This window comes from Nocardia sp. NPDC004573 (assembly GCF_053602135.1).
Map to the genome: position 1 here is coordinate 1 of NZ_JBSGDA010000032.1, position 21,188 is coordinate 21,188.

At 69.1% G+C, this 21,188-nt stretch carries 16 protein-coding genes, 1 tRNA gene and 1 pseudogene; 8 read left to right on the top strand and 10 right to left on the bottom strand.

Annotated features, from left to right (window positions below):
- The 3 genes from ACWEKR_RS31960 to ACWEKR_RS31970 form a co-directional block, all read right to left on the bottom strand.
- The coding region (locus tag ACWEKR_RS31960; protein WP_452357651.1) for an amino acid adenylation domain-containing protein at nt 1-1,585 on the bottom strand (1,585 nt) is incomplete at its 3' end.
- A gap of 293 nt (nt 1,586-1,878) precedes the next feature.
- Nucleotides 1,879-2,862: a DNA-binding response regulator gene (locus ACWEKR_RS31965; RefSeq protein WP_452357652.1), complete on the bottom strand. Its 984-nt coding sequence runs from the start codon at nt 2,860-2,862 to the stop codon at nt 1,879-1,881.
- A gap of 143 nt (nt 2,863-3,005) precedes the next feature.
- Entirely contained in the window at nt 3,006-3,878 is an 873-nt protein-coding gene (locus ACWEKR_RS31970; protein WP_452357653.1) for a M23 family metallopeptidase, read from the bottom strand.
- Nucleotides 3,879-4,066: 188 nt separating this feature from the next.
- Between ACWEKR_RS31970 and ACWEKR_RS31975 the strand changes: the two genes are divergently transcribed.
- The 3 genes from ACWEKR_RS31975 (at nt 4,067) to ACWEKR_RS31985 (ending at nt 6,256) form a co-directional block, all read left to right on the top strand.
- Nucleotides 4,067-5,131 carry a nitronate monooxygenase gene (locus tag ACWEKR_RS31975; RefSeq protein ID WP_452357654.1) on the top strand — a complete coding sequence of 355 codons (1,065 nt, stop codon included), beginning with the start codon at nt 4,067-4,069 and terminating at the stop codon, nt 5,129-5,131.
- Between the two features lie 59 nt (nt 5,132-5,190).
- On the top strand, nt 5,191-5,583 hold the full coding sequence (locus ACWEKR_RS31980) for an SCO5389 family protein (protein WP_452357655.1): 393 nt from the start codon (nt 5,191-5,193) through the stop codon (nt 5,581-5,583).
- Nucleotides 5,584-5,707: 124 nt separating this feature from the next.
- Nucleotides 5,708-6,256: an HD domain-containing protein gene (locus ACWEKR_RS31985; RefSeq protein ID WP_452357656.1), complete on the top strand. Its 549-nt coding sequence runs from the start codon at nt 5,708-5,710 to the stop codon at nt 6,254-6,256.
- A 16-nt stretch (nt 6,257-6,272) separates the two neighbouring features.
- Here ACWEKR_RS31985 and ACWEKR_RS31990 read toward each other — a convergent pair whose 3' ends face one another.
- The 3 genes from ACWEKR_RS31990 to ACWEKR_RS32000 form a co-directional block, all read right to left on the bottom strand.
- Nucleotides 6,273-7,910, bottom strand: coding sequence for a long-chain fatty acid--CoA ligase (locus ACWEKR_RS31990; RefSeq protein ID WP_452357657.1), 1,638 nt, complete (start codon nt 7,908-7,910; stop codon nt 6,273-6,275).
- Between the two features lie 742 nt (nt 7,911-8,652).
- Nucleotides 8,653-9,684, bottom strand: coding sequence for a cation diffusion facilitator family transporter (locus ACWEKR_RS31995; RefSeq protein ID WP_452357658.1), 1,032 nt, complete (start codon nt 9,682-9,684; stop codon nt 8,653-8,655).
- A complete protein-coding gene (locus ACWEKR_RS32000; RefSeq protein WP_452357659.1) occupies nt 9,681-10,073 on the bottom strand; it encodes an ArsR/SmtB family transcription factor in 393 nt (130 codons plus the stop codon). The genes ACWEKR_RS31995 and ACWEKR_RS32000 overlap by 4 nt, the downstream gene beginning before the upstream one ends.
- Before the next feature lie 514 nt (nt 10,074-10,587).
- Here ACWEKR_RS32000 and ACWEKR_RS32005 point away from each other — a divergent pair.
- The 5 genes from ACWEKR_RS32005 to ACWEKR_RS32025 all read left to right on the top strand — a co-directional run bounded on the left by ACWEKR_RS32005 (nt 10,588) and on the right by ACWEKR_RS32025 (nt 14,876).
- Nucleotides 10,588-11,730, top strand: coding sequence for an acyl-CoA dehydrogenase family protein (locus ACWEKR_RS32005; RefSeq protein ID WP_452357660.1), 1,143 nt, complete (start codon nt 10,588-10,590; stop codon nt 11,728-11,730).
- Nucleotides 11,731-11,811: 81 nt separating this feature from the next.
- A complete protein-coding gene (locus tag ACWEKR_RS32010; RefSeq protein WP_452357661.1) occupies nt 11,812-13,284 on the top strand; it encodes a flavin-containing monooxygenase in 1,473 nt (490 codons plus the stop codon).
- Nucleotides 13,285-13,358: 74 nt separating this feature from the next.
- Entirely contained in the window at nt 13,359-14,144 is a 786-nt protein-coding gene (locus tag ACWEKR_RS32015; RefSeq protein WP_452357662.1) for a DUF1542 domain-containing protein, read from the top strand.
- Nucleotides 14,145-14,237: 93 nt separating this feature from the next.
- Nucleotides 14,238-14,313, top strand: a tRNA-Arg gene (locus tag ACWEKR_RS32020).
- Between the two features lie 389 nt (nt 14,314-14,702).
- A complete protein-coding gene (locus tag ACWEKR_RS32025; RefSeq protein WP_452357663.1) occupies nt 14,703-14,876 on the top strand; it encodes a hypothetical protein in 174 nt (57 codons plus the stop codon).
- Nucleotides 14,877-15,185: 309 nt separating this feature from the next.
- Here the strand turns inward: ACWEKR_RS32025 and ACWEKR_RS32030 are convergent.
- The 4 genes and pseudogenes from ACWEKR_RS32030 to ACWEKR_RS32045 form a co-directional block, all read right to left on the bottom strand.
- A pseudogene (locus ACWEKR_RS32030) lies at nt 15,186-16,190 on the bottom strand (recombinase family protein); the annotation flags it as partial.
- Nucleotides 16,187-16,474: a hypothetical protein gene (locus tag ACWEKR_RS32035; RefSeq protein WP_452357664.1), complete on the bottom strand. Its 288-nt coding sequence runs from the start codon at nt 16,472-16,474 to the stop codon at nt 16,187-16,189. The gene ACWEKR_RS32035 and the pseudogene ACWEKR_RS32030, both read right to left, overlap by 4 nt.
- Before the next feature lie 331 nt (nt 16,475-16,805).
- Nucleotides 16,806-19,670 carry a TraG/VirB4 family ATPase gene (locus ACWEKR_RS32040; RefSeq protein WP_452357665.1) on the bottom strand — a complete coding sequence of 955 codons (2,865 nt, stop codon included), beginning with the start codon at nt 19,668-19,670 and terminating at the stop codon, nt 16,806-16,808.
- Nucleotides 19,667-21,178, bottom strand: coding sequence for a conjugal transfer protein TrbL family protein (locus ACWEKR_RS32045; RefSeq protein WP_452357666.1), 1,512 nt, complete (start codon nt 21,176-21,178; stop codon nt 19,667-19,669). The genes ACWEKR_RS32040 and ACWEKR_RS32045 overlap by 4 nt, the downstream gene beginning before the upstream one ends.
- Between the last annotated feature and the right edge of the window lie 10 nt (nt 21,179-21,188).

Genomic DNA, 21,188 nt, shown 5'->3' on the forward strand with positions numbered 1-21,188 from the left:
GCTCCGGCAACGCCGCCCGATCCAACTTCCCCACCGGCGTCAACGGAATCTCATCCAGCACCATGATCGACGCGGGAATCATGTACGCGGGCAACGACTCACCGAGGAACTCCACCAGCGCGGCGGTGTCCACGCCTAGCGTGTCGTCCTTCGGCAGCACATAGGACACCAGCGCGGTCGCGCCCGAGGGCAGCGGTTTGCCCAGGGTGGCCGCGAAGTCGATGTCCGGGTGGCTGGTGAGCGCGTTGTCGATCTCCCCCAGTTCGATACGGAAGCCGCGGATCTTCACCTGGAAGTCCGAACGGCCCAGGTATTCGATGACGCCGCCGTCCTGGCTCGCGGACTCGGTGCGCCGTACCAGGTCACCGGTGCGATAGAGCCGCGCCCCGGGATTGCCGGTGTCGGCGCCGAACGGGCTGGCGACGAATCGCTCCGCGGTCAGGCCCGGGCGGTTGAGGTAGCCCTGCGCCAGCGCGGGACCGGACAGATACAGCTCACCGACCACCCCGGCCGGCACCGGCCGCAGCCGCGAGTCAAGCACGAACGCGCCGACTCCCGGGATGGCCGTACCGATCGTGATGGGCTCGCCCGGCGCCATCGGCGGCGTGCTGGTGGCCAGGATCGTCGCCTCGGTGGGCCCGTAGCCGTTGTAGAACTCGCGCTCGGCCGCCCAGCGGCCGACCAGTTCGGGACCGAACTTGTCCCCGGCCACCACCACGGCCTGCAGGTCGTCGAGCCCCGCCGGGTCGACCGACTCCAAGGCGCCCGGCGTGATGAGCATGTGTGTGACGTGCTCGCGACGCAGCAGATCGGCCAGCTCGAATCCGCCGAACACCGACGGCGGCGCGATGACCAGCGTCGCGCCGGAGGAGAAAGCCAGCAGCAGTTCGAGCACGGAGACGTCGAAGTTCGGCGAGCAGACGTGCAGCACCCGCGACTCCTCGGTCACGCCGTAGTGCTCGCGCTCGGCGGCGACCAGCCCGGCCAGACCGCTATGGGTCACCACGACGCCCTTGGGCTTGCCGGTGGAGCCGGAGGTATAGATGACGTAGGCCGGGTGCCGCTCGTCCAGCGGGCGGACCCGGTCGGTGTAGGAGATGGGGTGCTCCGGGCGCGCGGCGATGCGCGCGGCCTGCACCGGGTCGTCCAGCTCGATCCAGTACACCCCGGTGCCGAGCACCGGGCGGTGCGCCGAGGTGGTCAGGCCCACCGTGGCGCCGGAGTCGGCGACGATGTGGTTGATCCGGTCGGTCGGGTAGGTGGGATCCACCGGCACGTAGGCCGCGCCGGTCTTGGCGATGGCCCAGACGGCGAGCACCGACTCCACGCTGCGCGAGATCCCGATGGCGACCACGTCGCCGGGCCCGACGCCGCGCTCGATCAGCTCCCTGGCCAGCCGCGAGGACGCCGCGTCCAGCTCGGCGTAGGTGAGTTCCCGATCGTCGGCCGGATCTCCCGTGGGGTTGAACCGGATCGCGACCTCGGTGGCAGCGGACTCGACCGCGGCGGTGAGCAGCTGCGCGAAGAGCGGACTGCCCGACCTGCGGCGACGGCTACCGCGAGCAGAGCGACGGGCGGTTTCCATTCGAGTGCATTCACCTCTCGCATCGAGCCAGGACCCGGGGGAACCCTGCTCAGGGTTCGTTATCCGGGGCCAGCGCGGACCGAGCAATCATATAGGGGCTTGACTGCCCAACCCGCGCGCTGTATCGGATTGCCGCGGCTGCCGTCGGTGCGGTCCGCGTCCCCCTTCGGTGGTGCTGTCCTCTCGTCGGACGCCGCCCACTCCCCCATGGAATCGGTGTCTTGCTTGCCGCCTGCCGTTATATCGGCGCCGAGCCCATCATGTTGCAGGACTCCCTGGATCGGTGAGTTTGCTCACAACCAGCCGCGCCGGGTGGCTTGCACCCCCGCCTGGAACCTGGTGCTCGCCCCGAGCCGCTCCAGCAGCCGTGCGGTGCGGCGGACCACCGTGCGCCGGGACATGCCGAGCCTGCGCGCGATCGTGTCGTCGGTGGCGCCCAGCCCCATCAGGGTCAGGATCGCGCGATCGCGTTCGTCCAGCGCCTCCGCGGACGGATTCACCGAGATGGGCGCGGCCATCGTCCACAGTACGTCGAAGGTCTTGATCAGCAGCTCGAGCGTGGGCGAACCGGTGATGCGCAGGCCCATCGGGTCGGGCCTGCGTTCGTCGGCGTGCAGCACCAGGCTGGCTCGCTCGTCGTCGCTGATGATCAGTTTGAACGGCGGATCCGGCAGGGTTCTGGCCTGCGCACCACTGGCGTTGGTGGACAGGGCATGCCGCAGCCGCTCCGGGTCCTGGTAGACGGTGTCCTGGTACAGCGTCTGATAGCGGATGCCGTCGCCGAGCCTGGCGCGTTTGAGCTCGAACAGCTGGCGTTCGCGTTCCGAATCGCTGAGATAGGGGCCGCGCTCGACGAGCTTGACGCAGCGGCGCGCACCGGTCTGCATCTCCTCGAAATCCGCCAGCATCTCCAGGCGCTCGTACACCGGCACGACCGCGCCGTTGCCGCGGGGCGAGCGACGCACCGAACGGAACGTCTCGCTCAGCCGGGCTGCGGCGGCGTGCATCTGATTGATCTCCTGTTGCCTGCGCCGTGCCTCGGCTTCGGACAACGATTCCGGCGCGTGCGCGTCCCACAGCGTTTCGCCGTCGGGCGACTCGATGCGGACCGCCGCGCGCACTTCACACAAGACATCCAACGAATCCGCGGCCAGGTCTTCCGAAACGCCCAGGTAATGCGCGATATCGGCGAGACTCGACCGAGGATGGTGCACCAGCACGGCGTAAGCGCGGCCGTGCGGCGACCCAGGCTCGAAGATGTCGCCCAGCTCGATCACGGCCCGAGCCTAGCGACCGACCGGTGCCCATTGGGCGGTTCTCCAAGACCCGGACGCGAACCGCTTCCCGCGTCACCGGGACGCGGGAAGCTTCGCTGCGTGCAACCATGCACTGCTCGGAATGTCAAGCCGGACAGGGGAAGTCAGTGCGCCGACGGGCCCCACTCCATGGGCACGCCCTTGGCGGCCAGGTACGGCAGCGGGTCGATCTTGGAGCCGGACTGGTCCCAGATCTCCAGGTGCAGGTGCGGACCGGTGGACTGACCCCGGTTACCCACGGTGGCGATCACGTCGCCTGCGTTCACTCGCTGACCCGCGTGCACGAACATCTCGTTCACGTGGCCGTAGACCGCGGTGGTGCCGTCGTCCTGCAGCACGCGCACCCACAGGCCGAAACCGGAGGCGGGCCCCGCCTCGATCACGGTGCCGTTGCTGACCGAGTGGATCGGCGCGCCCAGCGCGTCGGCGAAGTCGAGGCCGTAGTGCATGGCGCCCCAGCGGCTGCCGTAGCCGGAGCTGATCGCGCCTGCCACCGGGCGCACCGCGGGCGCCGGAGCGACCTGCTGCTGCACGCCCTTGAGGGCCTCCTCGGCCTGGGCCAAGGGTCCGGCGATCTCCGGGGGAAGATTGGGAATGCCGAACGGAGTGGCGACCGGGGCCGCGATCTCGGCCGCGACCGCGGTGGGTTCCGGCGCGGGCTGCGCGACCGGCGCGGCAGCCTTCGCCTCCGCAACCGGCAGGATGCTCGTACCCTTCACAGTGGTGGGCGCGGCCTGCTGCTCTTCGTCGGCGTCGTGCGAGCCGGGCAGCAGCGGCGCGGCGTAGGCCAGCGCGGGAGCGACCTGGCTGGCAGCGCCGATCAGCGCGCCCGCGGCGACCGCGGCGGTGGCGGCGGCCTTCACACGCTCGGTGGCGGACGGGTCGGCGCGGTGCCGCGTCGGACGGCCCGTTTCGCCGCCGTCGCCGAGGAGGCTCTGGACGGTAATGGAACTGGGGCCTACACGGTGCTGCGACAAAACTGAATCCTCGGTCGTACCACTGGGTCAGGGATGCCGGAGCCTGTGCCGAGCCGGTTCTATAACGATCCGGTGTAGCCAGGCGAATAACGGTTTGGCATCCGTCGTGACGGGAACTCTACCGCGTCGTGACCATTCCGCAACCTTCCGGCAGAAAAACGCTGGTGAGGTCCGGGTCACACGTCCAGATGCGCGACAATCGGACCGTGATCCTCGACCGCTTGGACGTTCCGATCGTGCTCGCCCCGATGGCGGGCGGTCCCTCCACTCCCGAGCTCACTGCCGCGGTGGCGGAGGCGGGTGGTTTCGGCCAACTGGCCGCCGGCTATCTGAGCGCCGCCGACACCGCAGCCCGGATCGCGGCGACCCGCGCGCTCACCGGCAAGCGGTTCGGCGTGAACCTTTTCGTACCGGGCCCCCCGACTCCCCTGGCCGATCTGGCCGACTATCTGGCCGAACTCGGCGCTGACCACCAACTCGGGGATCCGCGCTTCGACACCGACGACTGGGACGCCAAGCTGGATCTGCTCGTCGCCGATCCGGTCGCGGCCGTTTCCTTCACTTTCGGCTGCCCCGGCGCGGAGGACATCGAGCGGCTGCGCGCCGCCGGGTCCGAGGTCTGGGTCACCGTCACCTCGGTCGACGAGGCGCGCGTCGCGGTCGAGGCGGGCGCCGACGTGCTCATCGCCCAGGGAGCGGAGGCAGGCGGGCACCGTGCGACGTTCGTGGATCGCGCGGCCGACGACGCAGCCGACCCACTCGGCCTGCTGGCGCTGCTGCAACTGCTCACCGCCGCGACCGACCGGCCGCTGGTGGCCACCGGAGGCCTCGCGACGGGCGCCGGCATCGCCGCCGCGCTCGCGGCGGGCGCCGCGGCCGCGCAACTGGGCACGGTGTTCCTGCGCTGCCCCGAAGCGGGCACCAACCAGGTGCACCGCACCGCCTTGGCCGCCGACACCCCGACAATGCTCACGCGCGCGTTCACCGGACGCAGGGCGCGCGGGTTGCGCAACCGATTCCTGCTGCGACACACCGCCACCGCGCCGGTCGGCTACCCGGAGATCCACTACGCCACCGCCCCGCTGCGGGCCGCCGCACGAGCGGCCGGCAACTCCGAAGACGTGAACCTCTGGGCGGGTCAGACCCATGCGCTGGCACCGGAGCTACCTGCGGGCGAATTGGTTGCGACGCGGGCCGCCGACACGAAAGCCGCACTGGAAAAAGCACTTTCGCGTCGAATCCAGCATTATTGACAACGACTTTCGATTAGACTCGGACATCGCATCGACGTCCAGCATTGGAGGAGAGCGCCATGTCCCTTGATGTCCCCACCGCACTACTCGAACGCGCCGAGCGCGGCGAGGTCGACGACGCCGACTTCGTCGAGGTCGTGCGCACTTCCCTGCCCTACGCCTGGGAAGTGGTCAGCCGGGTGGCCGGTGAGCTGCGTTCCGGCACGGCGGAATTCGCCGACAACACGATCGCGCCGCCCGACGAGACGGCGCGCGGGCAACTGTTGCGCGCCATGGCCTCCGACGCGATCCGCGGTGGACTGGAGCGGCACTTCGGCGTGAAGCTCGCCTTCCAGAACTGCCACCGGGTCGCCGCGTTCCCGCTCTCCGCGGTGGGCGGGGAGACCTACACGACGTTCATCGGCACCCGGGCGCAGCTGCTCAACCAGAGCCCGCAACTGCGCAACTGCTGATCCACCAGCCGAACACCCGGCGCGGCAAACCGTTTCACCCGCGCCGGGTGTTCGTGTGTCCAGGGCCGCGCACCCGCGCGTCGCCGCCGTCCGCGGCCGTCGCCTACGCGTAGGGTGAACCGCCATGAGCAGCAACGATCTTCGCGAAGAGGTCGAGACCCGGCTCGCGCCGTGGCAGCAACAGCTCGGGGCGGATCGCGCCGCCTACACCAATCACGTCCTGCGCGTCCTGGCGCTGTGCGACCTCTTGGCCGCCGACCGGCAACCCCCGCCGAGCACCCGCGAGGAATTCCTGACCGCGGCCGCCCTGCACGACATCGGCATCTGGTCGGCGGGCAGCTTCGATTACCTCGCCCCCTCGTGCGACCAGGCGCGCGCCTGGTTGGCGAGCATCGAACGCGAGGATCTCACCGGGCTGGTGGTGACGATGATCGACCAGCATCACAAGATCCGCCCGGCGGCCCCGCCGCACGATCCGGTCGAGATCTTCCGGCGCGCCGACGCGATCGACGTCGAACTGGGCCTGCTCGGCCGTTTCGGCATCTCCCGCCGGACCTATCGTGAGCTGAAGAAACGCTATCCGAATCAGGGCTTCCACCGCAGGCTGGTGACGCTGGCCGCGGGGCGGCTGCGAAGCCACCCCACGTCACCACTGCCGATGCTGAAGTGGTGACGCGGGGCGGCGGGGGTCAGCCGAGCGTGGTGACTTCCAGGTCGCCGTCGGCGTACTGGCTGCGCAGTCGCTTCTTGTCGAACTTGCCCACGCTGGTCTTGGGGACCTCGGCGATGAACGTCCAGCGTTCCGGCAGCTGCCATTTGGCGAACTTGTCGGCCAGGAAGTCGCGCAGCTCCTCGGGTTTCACCTCGGCGCCCTCGGCAAGCACCACCGCCACGAGCGGGCGCTCGTCCCACTTGTCGTCCGGCACGCCGATCACGGCGGCCTCGGCGACCGCGGGGTGCCCGACCACGGCGTTCTCCAGATCCACCGACGAGATCCACTCGCCGCCGGACTTGATCACGTCCTTGGAGCGGTCGACCAGAGTGAGGTAGCCGTCGGGGCTGATCTTGCCGACGTCGCCGGTGCGCAGCCAGCCGTCGTCGAACTTCTCCGGGTCGACCACCGTGCCGTCGGGCGAGTAGTAGGAGCCGGTGATCCACGGACCGCGCACCTGCACCTCACCCAGCGCCACACCGTCGTTGGGCACCACGCCGTCGTCACCGACCAGACGCGCCTGCACCCCCGCCGGGAAACGGCCCTGGGTCACCCGGTAGGCCCACTTCTCTTCCTCGGTCACCGCGGTGGCGGGCGGATGCGCGACGCTGCCCAGCGGCGAGGTCTCGGTCATGCCCCAGGCGTGCAGCACCCGCACACCATGGGAGTCCTCGAAGGTACGCATCATCGACGGAGGAACCGCCGAACCGCCCACCACCACCGCGCGCAGATGGGTGATGTCCTGCGGATTCGCGGCCAGCGCCGCCAGCACCCCGCCCCAGATGGTCGGCACGGCGGCGGCGAAGGACGGCTTCCGCGCGGCCATCATCTCCAGCAGCGGCCCCGGCTGCAGGAACCGGTCCGGCATGAGCAGATTCGACCCGGACATCAGCGCCGCGTACGGCAGGCCCCAGGCGTTCGCGTGGAACAGCGGGACGATGGCCAGGATGGTGTCGTTCTCGAACAGGCCCATCCCGTTGTTCGCGGCCACCTGCATGGCGTGCAGCCAGTTCGAGCGGTGCGAGTACACCACGCCCTTCGGGTCGCCCGTGGTGCCGGAGGTGTAGCACATCGCCGCGGCGGCGCGCTCATCGATCACCGGAAAGTCGTAGGTGTCCGGCTGCGCGCCGAGCAATTCGGTGTAGGAGTGCACCTGCACGCCCTCGGGCGCGGTGAGGGTCGCCGCGTCACCGTTGACCACGACGACGTGGCGGACGGTCGTCAGGTGCGGCAGGATCTGGCCGAACAGCGGCACCAGCGTGCCGTCCACCAGCACCACCTGGTCCTCGGCGTGATTGGCCACGTACACGACCTGGTCGGGGAACAGCCGGATGTTCAACGCGTGCAGCACCGCGCCCATCGCGGGCACCGCGATGTAAGCGACCAAGTGCTCGTTGTTGTTCCACATGAATGTGCCGACCCGGTCACCTGCCCCGATGCCGAGCCCGCGCAGGGCATTCGCCAACCGCGCCGATTCGGCGCCGACCTCGCGGTAGGTCATGGTGCGCACGCCGGTACCGGTCCAGGTGGACACGGTCGAATCGCCGGCGAACGTCGATGCGTAGCGCAGCAACGTGGCCAGCGACAACGGCTCGTCCTGCATAGTGCTCAACATCGGAACTCCTTTTTCTTCGGTGACTTCCCGTCAGAAAGCCAAGTCGGTTGCGGCCACCCGCGGGGTCTGGCGATGTGATCCGTCGAGCGAGCCCGCCAGAAGGGTCGTCTCGGGATTCCGAATCGGATCGCCGCTGGTGAGCACGGCAAACGACAGCGCATGTCCGGAATCGGCCCACGCCGCGCGGCCGAGACGTCCGGTGGCACGGCGGGTTTCGGGTACGGACGGGCCTGCCGCCCAGCGCAGGAGCACCGGACCGTGCTTCCGGCCGAGGTTCGAACCGGGCTCGATCCGGGCCCGCGGCCCCGCAGCCGCGTCCGGCCGGATCACCCGCGGGCGGTCGAGTTCGCCGCGAAAGACCTCGTAGTCACGGGTTGATTGGACGGAGGTGCCGACCACGTCGGTGGGGCGCGTGCGCTCGGCAAGGCGGCCTCGGGTCGGCGCCTCCGCCGACGCGACGACGTCGGGATCTTCCGCGATGCGGCAAGGTGAGACTCGGCAGGGAAACTGAGCAATGGTCGGTACACGCGGCGGCATTGTTCAGCACGCACCGACCATGAGCCACATCACACGGGCGATGCTACCCAACAGTAGGCCGCCCCGGGCAACGCCTGCGGGCAATCCCGAACGCAGCCATCCGATGGCGTGCGCCCTCAGTTACCGCTGGTCAGCTCGGCGCGAACTCGACAACGGATGCCCTGCCCACCGACCATCCCGGTATGGCGACCTCGATAGCCGATCCCTATGCCCCTGCCGCCCCCGGCACCGCGAACTCGGTATGCGCCGGATAGGCATGCACCACAGCCGTATCCAGCTTGGGCACCACGTGGGTGAGGGCGTGCTGGGCCTCGTGCGCGACCCGATGCGCGTCCGCGAGCGTGATCGTCGGCGCGACATCCAGTTCGACGTCGGCGTGCAGCCGATGGCCGATCCACCGCATCCGCAGGCTGCGCACGCCCTGCACGCCCGGCTCGGCGGCCAGCGCCCGCTCCGCCGCGGCGACCAAGCCGGGCTCGACGGCATCCATCAACCGGCGCAGCACGTCCCGCGCCGCCGTGCGCAGCACCGCGAGAATCGCGATCGTGATGAGCAGGCCGACGATCGGGTCGGCCAGCGGGAAGCCCAGCGCCACTCCGGCCGCGCCGAGCAGGACCGCCAGCGAGGTGAAGCCGTCGGTGCGCGCGTGTAGACCGTCCGCGACCAGCGCCGCCGAGCCGATCCGCCGCCCCACCCGGATCCGGTACAGCGCGACCGTCTCGTTGCCGAGGAACCCGACCAGCCCGGCCGCGGCGACCCAGCCCACGTGCTCGAGCGGCACGGGATCCAGCAGCCTGCGCACCGCCTGATAGCCGGCGATCAACGCCGACAAGGCGATCATCGCGACGACGAAGAGTCCGGCCAGGTCTTCCGCCCGGCCGAATCCGTAGGTGTAGCGCCGGGTCGCGGCCTTGCGGCCGAGGGCGAACGCTATCCACAGCGGCACCGCGGTCAGCGCGTCGGAGAAGTTGTGCACGGTGTCGGCGGCCAGCGCCACCGAACCGGACGCGGCGACGATCACCAGTTGCAGCGCCGCGGTGCACCCGAGGACGACCAAACTGATCTTCACCGCCCGGATGCCGACCGCACTGGCCTCCAGTGCGTCGTCCATGCTGTCGGCGGCGTCGTGACTGTGCGGGACGAAGATCTCGCGCAGCACACCGGCCGCGCCCGACCGATGCCGATGATGCGGCCCGGCATGGTGGTGGTGCGGATGCTGATGATGCCGGTGGGTCATGACGCACTCGCTTCGTCTCGGCTGGGAAAGTCCCGCACGGCGGCGGCGCGATGGTGGGCGGGGACGCCCGGCCCGGCGTGCTCGGCGTTGTACACCGCGTCCATCACCAGTTGCCGGACGTGCTCGTTCTCCAGGCGATAGAAGATCGTCGTCCCGGACCGCCGGGTGTTCACCAACCGCGCCATGCGCAGTTTGGCGAGATGCTGCGACACCGAGGACGCGGGCTTGCGGACCTGTCCGGCCAGGTCGTTCACCGACAGTTCGCGATCGACCAACGCCCACAGCACTTGCACGCGGGTCGGGTCGGCGAGCATGCGGAACACCTCGACAACCAGCCCGACCTGATCGTCCGCGAGCGGCGGCCGCACTTCCTGGTTATCTGCATTCATACGCAGATAATAGAGCAGCCGATGGCGATCGGCACAGCGCTCCGGGCCGACGTGGCGGCGGCACCCCCTGCGTCGCCGCCGACACGCCGGTCGACCCCGAATCCGAACAGTTTTGTCTTAGCCGAGTGTGGCGTCGGTGCGCCAGGCGAGGGAACCGTTATCACCCGAATGAGACAAACCAATCGCGCAGGCGCACACCTAATTCTGATCCACCTCCGACAGAACCGCGATGACCAGCGCGAATGCGTCGGCAGCACGGGACAGGTTCACGCGCACCTGTACACACAACTGCACGTGCAGCACTGCGGCGCGAGCGTCCGGCAACTCGTCCCGTTCCGGTCGGGCCAGGGCACCGAACTGATCGCGTCTGCGGTGATCGTGCTGTCCGACTGCGCTCGGCCCGCCGGTGCTCGGTGACTGCGTCCGCCGCTGTGGACGACCCCGGAGGACTCCCCACACGCCCGGGCTACTGTGAATTCCGGGAAACCCATCGAGCGACCGTGGAGTAGACGACATGCCAGTGGACCGAATGCTGCCCACCCCCGAGGCAAGGGATCTGCTGGAACTGACCCGCGATATCGCCGACAAGGTGCTCGAACCGCGCGTGGCCGAGTGCGAGAAGACCGGGATCTTTCCCGATGGCGTCTTCCCCGCGCTGGGCGCGGCCGGACTGCTGAGCCTGCCGTACCCGGAGGAATTCGGCGGCGGCGCGCAGCCATACGAGGTGTATCTGCAGGTCCTCGAGGAACTCGCCGCTCGCTGGGCCGCCGTCGCCGTCGCCGTCAGCGTGCACAGCCTGAGTTGCCATCCGCTGTTCACCTTCGGCACCGAGGAGCAGAAGCAGCGCTGGCTGGCGGGAATGCTCTCCGGCGAGACCATCGGCGCCTACAGCCTCTCCGAGCCGCACGCCGGTTCCGACGCGGCCGCGCTGCGCTGCCGCGCCACTCCGGTCGAGGGCGGCTACCGGATCACCGGCGCCAAGGCCTGGATCACCAACGGTGGCCGCGCCGACTTCTACACCCTGTTCGCCCGCACCGGCGAAGGCTCGCGCGGGATCTCGTGTTTCTTGGTCCCCGCAGGCACCGAGGGACTCAGTTTCGGTAAACCCGAGGAGAAGATGGGTTTACGTGCCGTGCCCACCACCACCGCGGCCTACGACGACGCGTTCCTGCCCGAGGAACGGCGCGTGGGCGCCGAGGGCCAAGGCCTCTCGATCGCCTTCAGCGCGTTGGACTCCGGTCGCCTCGGCATCGCCGCCGTCGCCACCGGCCTGGCCCAGCGCGCCCTCGACGAGGCCGTCGCGTATGCCAAGGAGCGCGAGGCGTTCGGCCGCCACATCATCGACCACCAGGGACTCGGCTTCGTACTCGCCGACATGGCCGCCGCCGTCGACTCCGCCCGCGCCACATACCTCGACGCCGCCCGCCGCCGCGACGCGGGGCTGCCGTACTCGCGCCAGGCCAGCGTGGCAAAACTCGTGGCCACCGACGCCGCCATGAAGGTCACCACCGACGCGGTCCAGGTCTTCGGCGGCTACGGCTACACCCAGGACTTTCCCGTCGAGCGCTACATGCGCGAAGCCAAGGTGATGCAGATCTTCGAAGGCACCAATCAGATTCAGCGTCTGGTCATCGCGCGCCAACTGGCCGGGAGCTGACCCCCCCGGGTGGCCGGAAATACCGATTGATTGACCGCGGATGTCTTCGGACCTGCGGATACCGGCTCGTACCCTCGAAGCATGACGACGCCGTCCATCATCATCATCGGAGCCGGATTCGCCGGGCTCGGCATGGCGCTGGAACTGCGGCGCGCCGGGGTGGACACCTTCACGATCCTGGAGCGCGCCACCGACCTCGGCGGCGTCTGGCGGGAGAACACCTACCCCGGCGCGGCCTGCGACGTGCCCTCCCCGCTGTACTCCTGGTCCTACGAGCCGAAGTCCGATTGGCCACGGCGTTTCTCCGAACAGCGGGACATCCACGCGTACATGCGGGGCGTCGCCGACAAGCACGGCCTGCGGCGCTTCATCCGCTTCGGCACCGAGGTGACCGACGCGGAGTTCGACGAGCGCACCGGCCGATGGACCGTTCGCACGGCAGACGGAGCGCAACTGGCCGCCGACGTTCTCATCTCGGCGGTCGGCCAGCTTTCGCGCCCCGCGCTGCCGAACATCCCCGGTATCGACACCTTCACCGGTCCCGCTTTCCACTCCGCCGACTGGGACCACGACGTCGACCTGACCGGTAAGCGGATCGCCTGCATCGGCACCGGGGCCAGCGCGATCCAATACATCCCGCGCATCCAGCCGGACGCCGCCCACCTCACGCTGTTCCAGCGCTCGGCGGCGTGGGTGCTGCCGAAAGCCGACGTCGAGTACAGCGCCCTGCACCACGCGCTGTTCAAGTACTTCCCGCCCAGCCGCCTGCTCGAGCGCTTCGCCATCTGGGCCGTCTTCGAACTGCTCGCCCTCGGGCTCACCGACATCCCGGCCATCAAGACGCCCGTGATCGCGCTGGCCGACCGGCACCGGGAAAAGCAGGTCCCCGACGCCGAGCTGCGCGCGAAGCTGACACCCGACTACGCGGCCGGATGCAAGCGGGGACTGTTCTCCAACGAATACTTCCCCGCGCTGGCGCAGCCGAACGTCACCGTGGAGACCACCGCCATCGAGGCGATCACGCCGACCGGAATCCGGACCGCCGACGGCGTCGAGCACGAAGTGGACGTCATCGTCTACGGCACCGGTTTCAAAGGGACCGAGTTCCTGGCGCCGATGAACATCTACGGACTCGGCGGGCGCAAGCTGGCCGACGTCTGGGCCGATGAAGGCGCGCGCGCCTACCTCGGCTTGTCCGTGCCGCAGTTCCCGAATCTGTTCCTGATGTACGGCCCGAATACCAACGTCGGCGCCGGCTCCATCATCTACATGCTCGAATCCCAGGCCCGCTACATCCGCCAGGTGGTGCGGTATCTCTCCGACCGCCCCGGCCGCTATCTCGCCGCCCGCGCCGCCACCGAGCAGCGCTGGGACGACTGGCTGCAGCAGCGGCTGAAGGACACCCCGTGGAACTTCTGCTCCAGCTGGTACCGCAACGCCTCCGGCCGGATCACCAACAACTGGCCCGGCGCCACCGTCCTGTACCGCCGCAAAACCAGGACCTTCGATCCGGCCGACTACGACGAGGCGCAAGCCGCAGCGACCGCACGCTGACCCGCGCACTCAGCCGCACCTCAGCTAGCCGACAGTAAACTGGGCTGATCCGAGGTTCTGCGGAAGAGGTCCCCATGTTCTGGCTGCTGATCGTTCTGGTGCTGGTGGCGCTGATCGTCTTGGTGGCATGGCAGGCAAAGCAGAGCAAACAGCGCGGAGCCACCGAACTGGCCGACGCTCTCGCCGACGCCCGGCAAGTGAACGAACGACTGGGCGGCCAGGTCTACAGCCTCTCCGGCGGGAACGACGCCGCCGCCCAAGCGCTCGCCGACGCCTCGGAACGGCATATCGCGGCCGGTGCGCAACTCGACCAGGCCCGCACGCCCACGCAGGCACGGTTGGCGAAGCAGACCGCGCTGGAAGGTCTCTACTACATCAGGGCCGCACGGACCGCGATGAACATGGACCCCGGCCCCGCGATCGCCGCCCTCGACGGCCAGGACACCGCCGGGCAGGTCACCGAGAAGCGCGTGGTCGAGTACGAGGGCAGGCAGATCACGGCCGCACCCGATCCGTCGTCCTCGACGCCGAACTACTATCCCGGTGGCCGAGTGGCCGGACGGCCGGTACCCGCCGGGTGGTACTCGGAACCCTGGTGGAAGCCCGCACTGATCGCCGGCGCCTGGGGCGTCGGCTCGGCCCTGCTGTTCAGTTCCCTGTTCTCCGGCATGTCCGGGGTCGCCTACGGCGCACAAGGCTTCGAAAGCGGTTACGGCGAAGGTTTCCAAGACGGACTGGCCGCGGACGACGGCGGTTACGGCCAGGGTGGTGACTACTCCGGCGACTACGGCAGCGGTGGCTATGACGGAGGCGACTACTCCGGCGGCTTCGACGGAGGCGGCTTCGACGGAGGCTTCTGACCCTCCGGTACACCCCTAGGACAGCGATGCGGACTCCGAGCCGGTGACCCGGTAGACTGCGAACGTCCCGGGCGGGCCCAACCCACCCAGCAAGCCTTCGTAGCTCAGGGGATAGAGCACCGCTCTCCTAAAGCGGGTGTCGCAGGTTCGAATCCTGCCGAGGGCACCATCAACATGGGCAACTTTTTCAGTTGTTGCCCTACCTGCGACGGACCGTGTGCTGGTTTGGTTTGATGCTGGCGGCGGCTCGACGGCGGGTTCCGGGGGTGCAATTGCGGTCAGCGCGGCGGTGGCTTGTACGGCGGCGGGGAGTGTGTCCGTGGTCAGTGTGGCGTGGATGGTGGCACGTTTGGTGTTGTGGTCGTAGACGATCTTGAGACCGAACGCCTCGTACAGGTCGCGTTGCAGGGCGTCGGGGGCGTTGGTGAGTTGCAGCCCGAGTCGGGGTAGGTCTTCGATTAGGTCGGGCTCGTTCGGTGGTCGTCGGGCAGCCTGTTCGCGCAGTGCCTCCAGGGCGGTGTTCTTGGTTCGGCGTTCCTGTTCGAGTTCGGCGAACCGGTGACGCAGTCGTCCGGCCCAGACATCAGCTACCTCGTCACCGCTGGAGAAGCTGCGGGATTCGCGCTCGTCGAGGAGGTTGTTCTGACGGCGGGTGATCTCGGCGACCGTCTTCTCGATCGCGGAGATCTGCTGTTCGATGTCGTCGCGGTCGCTGGAGTCGTGGTCGCGTAGTTGGTGGCGTAGCAGCGTGGCGCGGTCGGGGCCGAACACGCGCTCGTTGAAGAAGGTTTGTACGCATTCCAGTAGCGCGTCTTCGCGCACGTACACCGTCGGGGGGTGATCGGCGTACGCCTCGGGGTTGCCGACGCGGTCGAGTTGCGGCTGGCAGGTGTAGTAGCCGTAGCCCTTACGGGTTTTGCCGAACATCCGTTTGTGGCATTGCTGGTGGTGCACGTAGTAGCGCAGCACGTAGGTGCGGATGGTGGCGGGATGGGAGTTCTTGCCGCCCATCCGCGATCCTTGCCGGATGGTGCGCTTTGCCTGTACCGCTTCCCACATTTCGCGGGTGACGAGTGGTTCGTGGGTGGGCTCGGGTGACCAGACCCATTTCTCGGGTGGGTTGAGCTTGCCGCCTTTCTTGGTGGCTCGCCGGTTCCACACCATGTAGCCGGTGTATTTGGGGTTGATGAGGATCTCGCGCACCGACGATCGCGTCCAGCATCCCCGGGCTCGCTCGGGCCGGTTCGGTTGCGGGGGCGGGTAGCGGTCGAGGTCGACGTTCAACCGCGCCGCGATCACTTCGTAGGCGAGGTGTTCGTCGTGTCGCAGTTGGAAGATCCGCACGACCGCCGGTGCGCGTTCGGGGTCCACGACGAGTCGGGATTTGGTGCGTCCCTCTTCTCGTTTGGCCGCGACCGGGTGCGGGACCCGCTCGTTGAGGTAGCCGTATAGGGGTTTGCCGATGTTCCAGCCTTGTTTGGCGTGTTCGCGGTAGCCTTCCCAGGACTGTTCGAGAGTGTGGCGCAGGAACCATTCGGCCACACCTTGTTTCATGCGTCGCACCAGGATCTGGGTGGCGCGTTTTTCCGACAGCGAGATCGGCCCCTCATCTGCGGCGTACAGCGGCACGCCAACGGTTTCCAATTCGTGTTCGAGCTGAGTGGACTGATGGGTCCACCGCGCGGCGCGTTCGATCTCCTCGACCACCACTGCCTCGAACCTGCGATTGGGGTGGCGTGCTTCGGCCAGTAGGTCGGCCAATCCCCCGTCGCGGGGAATCGGGATGTCGAACGCCTCGTGCGCGTTGCCGCGACCGCGCTGTTCGAGGTCCTTGCGGGAGGATTCCACGTCGTAGAAGAACGCGACGATCACGAACCCGGGCGGGAGGACTTTGCGGCAGTTGTCGAGCTGGCGTGGCAGCGACAGGGTCGGGTCCTGCAAATCGCGGGTCGAAGTGCGCAGGAACACCGCGACCGGGACCGGGGACCCACCACCCATCCCGAGCAGACCAGGGCTGTCGGGTCCGGCGAATGCGGGCAGGCTCATGCCGCCTCCTGCTCGCCGTCGGCGGTGATGGCGTCGAGATCGACCAGCTCGGCGGGAGCCGGGTCGTGGCTGTCGAGCCAGCGCAGCAGCGCCGAGATCGCGCGGGCTTGCCGGTCGGCGACGCGTGTGGCTTCGGCCCCGCTGACGTAGCGGATCTGGAACAAGGCCGTCAGTCCACCCACGCGGGCATCGACGTGCACCGGTATCTCGTCGCCGGTGCGCGAGCGGCGAGCGCGCCTATTCAGCGGGATCACCACGGCCGCATCCGAGGATTCCTCGTCCATGAATCGTTCTCCTTCTCCGGCACCACACGCTCGGAACGGCGCGGTGGTGGCTGTTTGGTGGGTTGTGGCACTGCATGGGACCGCCCTGATCCCCCTGCAGCGGGGTCCATGAACGCTCCGTAGCGGGCAGGGCGTCAAATGTCTTCTCTTGCACTGTTTCTGCCGCCATGACCGCCCGCATCCCCACCCGGGGTGCCGAACCACGGCATGCGGCGGCCAGCGCCGTTCTGGCGGGTACCACGCGCGGACCGGCACGGCGGGGTCGTTGACCGGCCACCGTCCCCCGGCAACGATTCCGCCCCTGGCGATGGAGCGGGCATCGGCGGCGGGCTCACGCCGCCCACCGGTCGACTGCTTCGTGGGCCGTCTCGTCGGAGTCGATGCCGACTTCGGTGGCCTGCGAATCCATGGCCGCTGCCAGTTCGCCGGGATCGGTGGTGATGAGCGCGTTCTCAGTGGCCGACGCCAGCGACCCGAATACCGCACGGTCCCCGCCGACCGCGAGCAGTCCCGAACCGCGTGCGGCGGAGAGGAGGAACTGTTGCTCGCCGTCGGAGAGGTGGAAGGCGGTGGCGACCTCGTCGATGGCCTGAGGTGCCTGGCGCAGCAGGATCTGGGTCGCGGCGTTGGAGATGATCGCGCGCCCCAGATCGGTCGAGAGCACATCCGCGCAGTCCTGGGTGGCAACGGTGAGTCCGGCCCAGTGTTTGCGGAAGCTCTTCGCCGCTCGGAAGAGGAACGCGGCTCCGGCAGGCTCGCGCAGCAGTAGCCATGCCTCGTCGACGGTGATCATGCGAGGCCGCCGCTGGCCAGGGTTCGATACCCGCCTCCAGGTGACATCCAGCACGAGCAGGGTGCCGATGGTTTTCAGCTCGTCGGGCAGCTCCCGCAGCGAGAACACGATCATCCCACCCTCGGGTGCGGTGGTGGTGTGCCCGTCGATCAGCCCGGCATAGGCTCCCTCGCCGGTGTAGGGGTGCAGCCCGGCAGCCAGCTCGGTCCCAGCGGCTGTGCCGAGCCGACCGAGCTGATCACGCAGTCCGCTCAGCGTGGGCGCCGGCCGGGTCCAGGTGGCGGGGTCGTCGGTGATCCCGGCGTCGGTGTAGGTGGCGGCCAGCGCGGCGTCCAGGGCCGCCCGTTGCGCGGCGGTCTGGTTCCCCAGCAGCACCTGGATCAGGGTATGCAGGAACAGCTTCCGTCGGGTGAGCGCATCGGCCGGGGCACTGCGGCGGCCGACGGGCCGCATGTGGACTTCCAGGTCGAACGGGTTGAGCCGGACGCCGGGTGCGCCGAGGCGGATGTGGGTACCGCCCACAGCCTCGGCGAGGCGGCGGTATTCGTCTTCGGGGTCGATGACGACCTGCTCGATCCCGCGATAGAGGGCACGTAGGATCTCGGTTTTGACCAGGTAGGACTTGCCCGCACCGCTGCGCCCGAGAACGACGAGGTTGTGGTTGTGGGCCTCGGGCCCGAACCGGTCCACGAACAACAACCCTGCTGCGGCGTCGCGGCCGTAGAGGACGCCCTGGGGCCGGGCGGCCTGGGCGGGGTCGGCGGCAGGGAGTTGGGGGGAGTCGAAGGGGAATGCCGCGGCGAGGGCGGTGGTGTCGAAGGTCCGCTGGACCCGGATCAGGTCGAGCCCGAGAGGCAACGTGGTCACCCAGGCTTGCGCTGCCCGGTAGGACAGGGTGCAGGTGTCCACGAGCAGGCTCGCCGCCAGAGCGCGGACAGCGGCGACCTCTTCGGTCAGTCCGGTCTCCGTCTCGGCGTGCACGGTCAGATACACCCCGACCCGGAACAACCGGGCTTCAGCGCGCGCGACGCGCGCCGACAGGTCGGCGGCATCCTCGACGGCGACGTCGATCTGTGGGTCGGTCAGGCGGCCCCGGCCGAGATCGTGCATCCGGGAGGATTCGAGGCGGGCCTGCTGGCGGCGCAGCCGGGTGGCGGCAGTGGCCGGGTCGATCGGCTCGACGTGCACGGCGACCTCGACTCTGCCCGGGTGAGTCAGCAAGGGCGCGAGCCAGCCGGCCATGACCTCGCGCGGATAGCCGGTAACCCCAAGGGTCGCACTCCAGTCGGAGCCGATCTCGAGATGGCGGGTGCCGATGGTGAGGGACTCCGGCGCGAACCGGTCGAGGCCCTCGGCGAACGGATCCGGTGATCGGCTGTCGGGGTCGGTAGTAATGACCGTGTCTGTGGCGGCGATGTGGGCGGCGGCGGACACCACGCTCTCTGGGTTGGTGCAGCTGGCCAGCACAGCGGTGGCGGCGTCGTTGTCGAGGGCAGTCACCGAGATCCCGAGAGGGGAAAGGACATCGGCGGCCTCGGTCATCCGGCGCAGCAACCGGGACTCGGCCGCCCGCCGCGCACCATCCGACAGAACCCGCCCCGCGCGTCTGCGGCCGGACAACCGAGCCCGCAGTCCGGTCGCGGTCAGGGGCTGGGTCTGTTCGCGCCAGATCAGCAGTACCTGCCGGTGCACCGGGTCCTCGCGGGCAGCCAGTTCGGTGAGGTGATCGGCGTGGTCGAGGGCTGCCCCAGCGAGGTCGGGCGACATCTGGGCGGCGGCGGTGTGCAGGCCGGTGATGTGCTCGGTCAGGTCCAGGCGGGCCGAGCGGATGAGGATTTGCACGGGTTGGCGCAGAGTGTGTAGCCAGCCCGCGAGTTGGCCGACGAGGCTGTCCTGTTCGGTCGGGGTGCGCAAGCTCAGGTTGAGGGTGCCTGCGACAGCGATGGCGGCGAGCCCGTCGGCGCCGAGGTCGATCACCCCGACACCACCACTGCCGCTGGCGGTGACCGATTCCGGCAGTCGAGCCGCCTGCGTGGTCAACGCTGCCGGGGCGGGCATGCGGGACCGGGTCGTGGTGGCACGGCGGGAGATCCACTTCGGGGCCACCTGAACGCGAGTCCGGACGAGTTGGCGTGGGCGGAGGCGGTGACGGATGGCGGCCACGAGCAGCAGATCGGCCGACAAGCCGTCGCGGCGGGTGAGCACCGCGACCGCGACGACGACGAACACCAAGGCAGCGGCGACGGCGAACACCGACAGAGGCAGCAGAGATCGGGTCGCCGCCCAGATCGTGTACAGCAGGACGGCGGTGGTGGCGAGGACGGCGAGCTGGCGGGCGGTGAAGGGCCCCAGCAGCCGGTCGGAGCGGTCGACGTCGGCGGGGATGCGCAGGATGGTGCTCACTGGAGGGTGCCTCCTTTCGGGGCGCGGGGCGCGCGGCGGCGTACGGGCAGGTCGGGCATGGGCAGATGCAGCTGCCGCCCTGCCGGACGCGCCGGTGCGGGTGGTTGTGGTGGGTTCGGTGGCGGTGGGGCGGGTTTGACCCGGGTGACGGGGAACGGCAGCGGGTACTGACCGCTGCGCGTCGGGCGAAGACGCGCGTACGGGTCGGCCGGGGTGGGCTCGGTGAAGTCGAAGGAGAGTTGTTGCGGTGTTGCGCGGCGACCGGGACGCTGCGGCGGTGGTTCGGGAGCCGGTGGTGATGTTCGGATCCGGCGCACCGGTATCGGGAGCGGGTACTGTCCCCCGGCCCCGGCGCGGATGCCCCGGTACGGGTCCGGCGGAGTGAAGTCGAACGCGAGTTGGCGTCCCCTCGCAGACCGGGTGGGACGTGGCGGTGGAGTGCCGGTCGCCTCGGCCGGTGCCGGGCTGGGTTGCCGGGCGACCCGGCGGACTCCTTCCAGGGGCAGCACGAGCTGCCCGTCCCGTGTCGAGCGCACCCGCGCGTACGGATCGCGCGGCCCATCGCTGGCGGCGGTGCGAGGTGCTCGCGGAGCGCGGGCGGGACGCGGCGTTCGCCGTGCCGCCGAGGCAGCGGTGCGAGCGCTGCTCGATGTGGCCCCTTTGAGCATGCCGAGGGTCTTGTAAGCGATGAACCCGCGCACGATCGACCCGAGAAAGCTGCGGCCTTGCCCGAGCTCGAGCACCGACAACAACCACATCGGCGTCTTGATCAACACGAACATCAACGCCAAAGCGACAGTGAGATCGGCGATCTCGTTGGCGTCCGGGCCGAACAGATGCCACCCACCGGGGGTGAGCAGCACCCGCAGGACGGTTACCAGAGTCAGTGATTGCACAACCTGGATCGCCAAGCAGGCGGCGAAAGAGCGCCACCACCAGCGGGCGATGCCGTCGAGGCCCGGCAGCCCGTGACACATCAACGCCAGAGGCGCGCCCACGATCAGCAGGATCGTGATGGTGACCCGCATGACGTAGGAGATGAGCAGCACCAGCAGCATCACCGACAGCGCGAGTTGCAGCAGCACGAACACGCCTCGGCTCTGGTTGCTGGTGACCGCCAGCTCGGTCAGCGCGTCGGCGGCCGAGCCGGAGTCGACGCCATCTCCGGCCAGTGCACCGGCGAGGGCGTTGGCGAAACCGATTCCGGCGGTGGCGATCATCATGCTCAATCCCCCGGCCCCGAAGCCGATCACCAGGCGGGGTGCGAGTTCGCGGATCGACCATTGGGTTTGGACGCTCTCGCGCATCATCAACAACGCCCCGGCGGCCATCACGACCAGGAGGTAGAGCGCGACCACGATCTGCCAGGACTGATTCCACAGAGTGCCGATCTCGGGTATCTGCCCGGGTTCGGGTGTGGTGAGCAGGGTTTGCGAGAGCAGTTCCAGTAGCGGGTTGAGCGAGGTCTCCACGATGCGCCGGAAGAACCCGTCGACCGCGTTCTCCACACAACCGTTG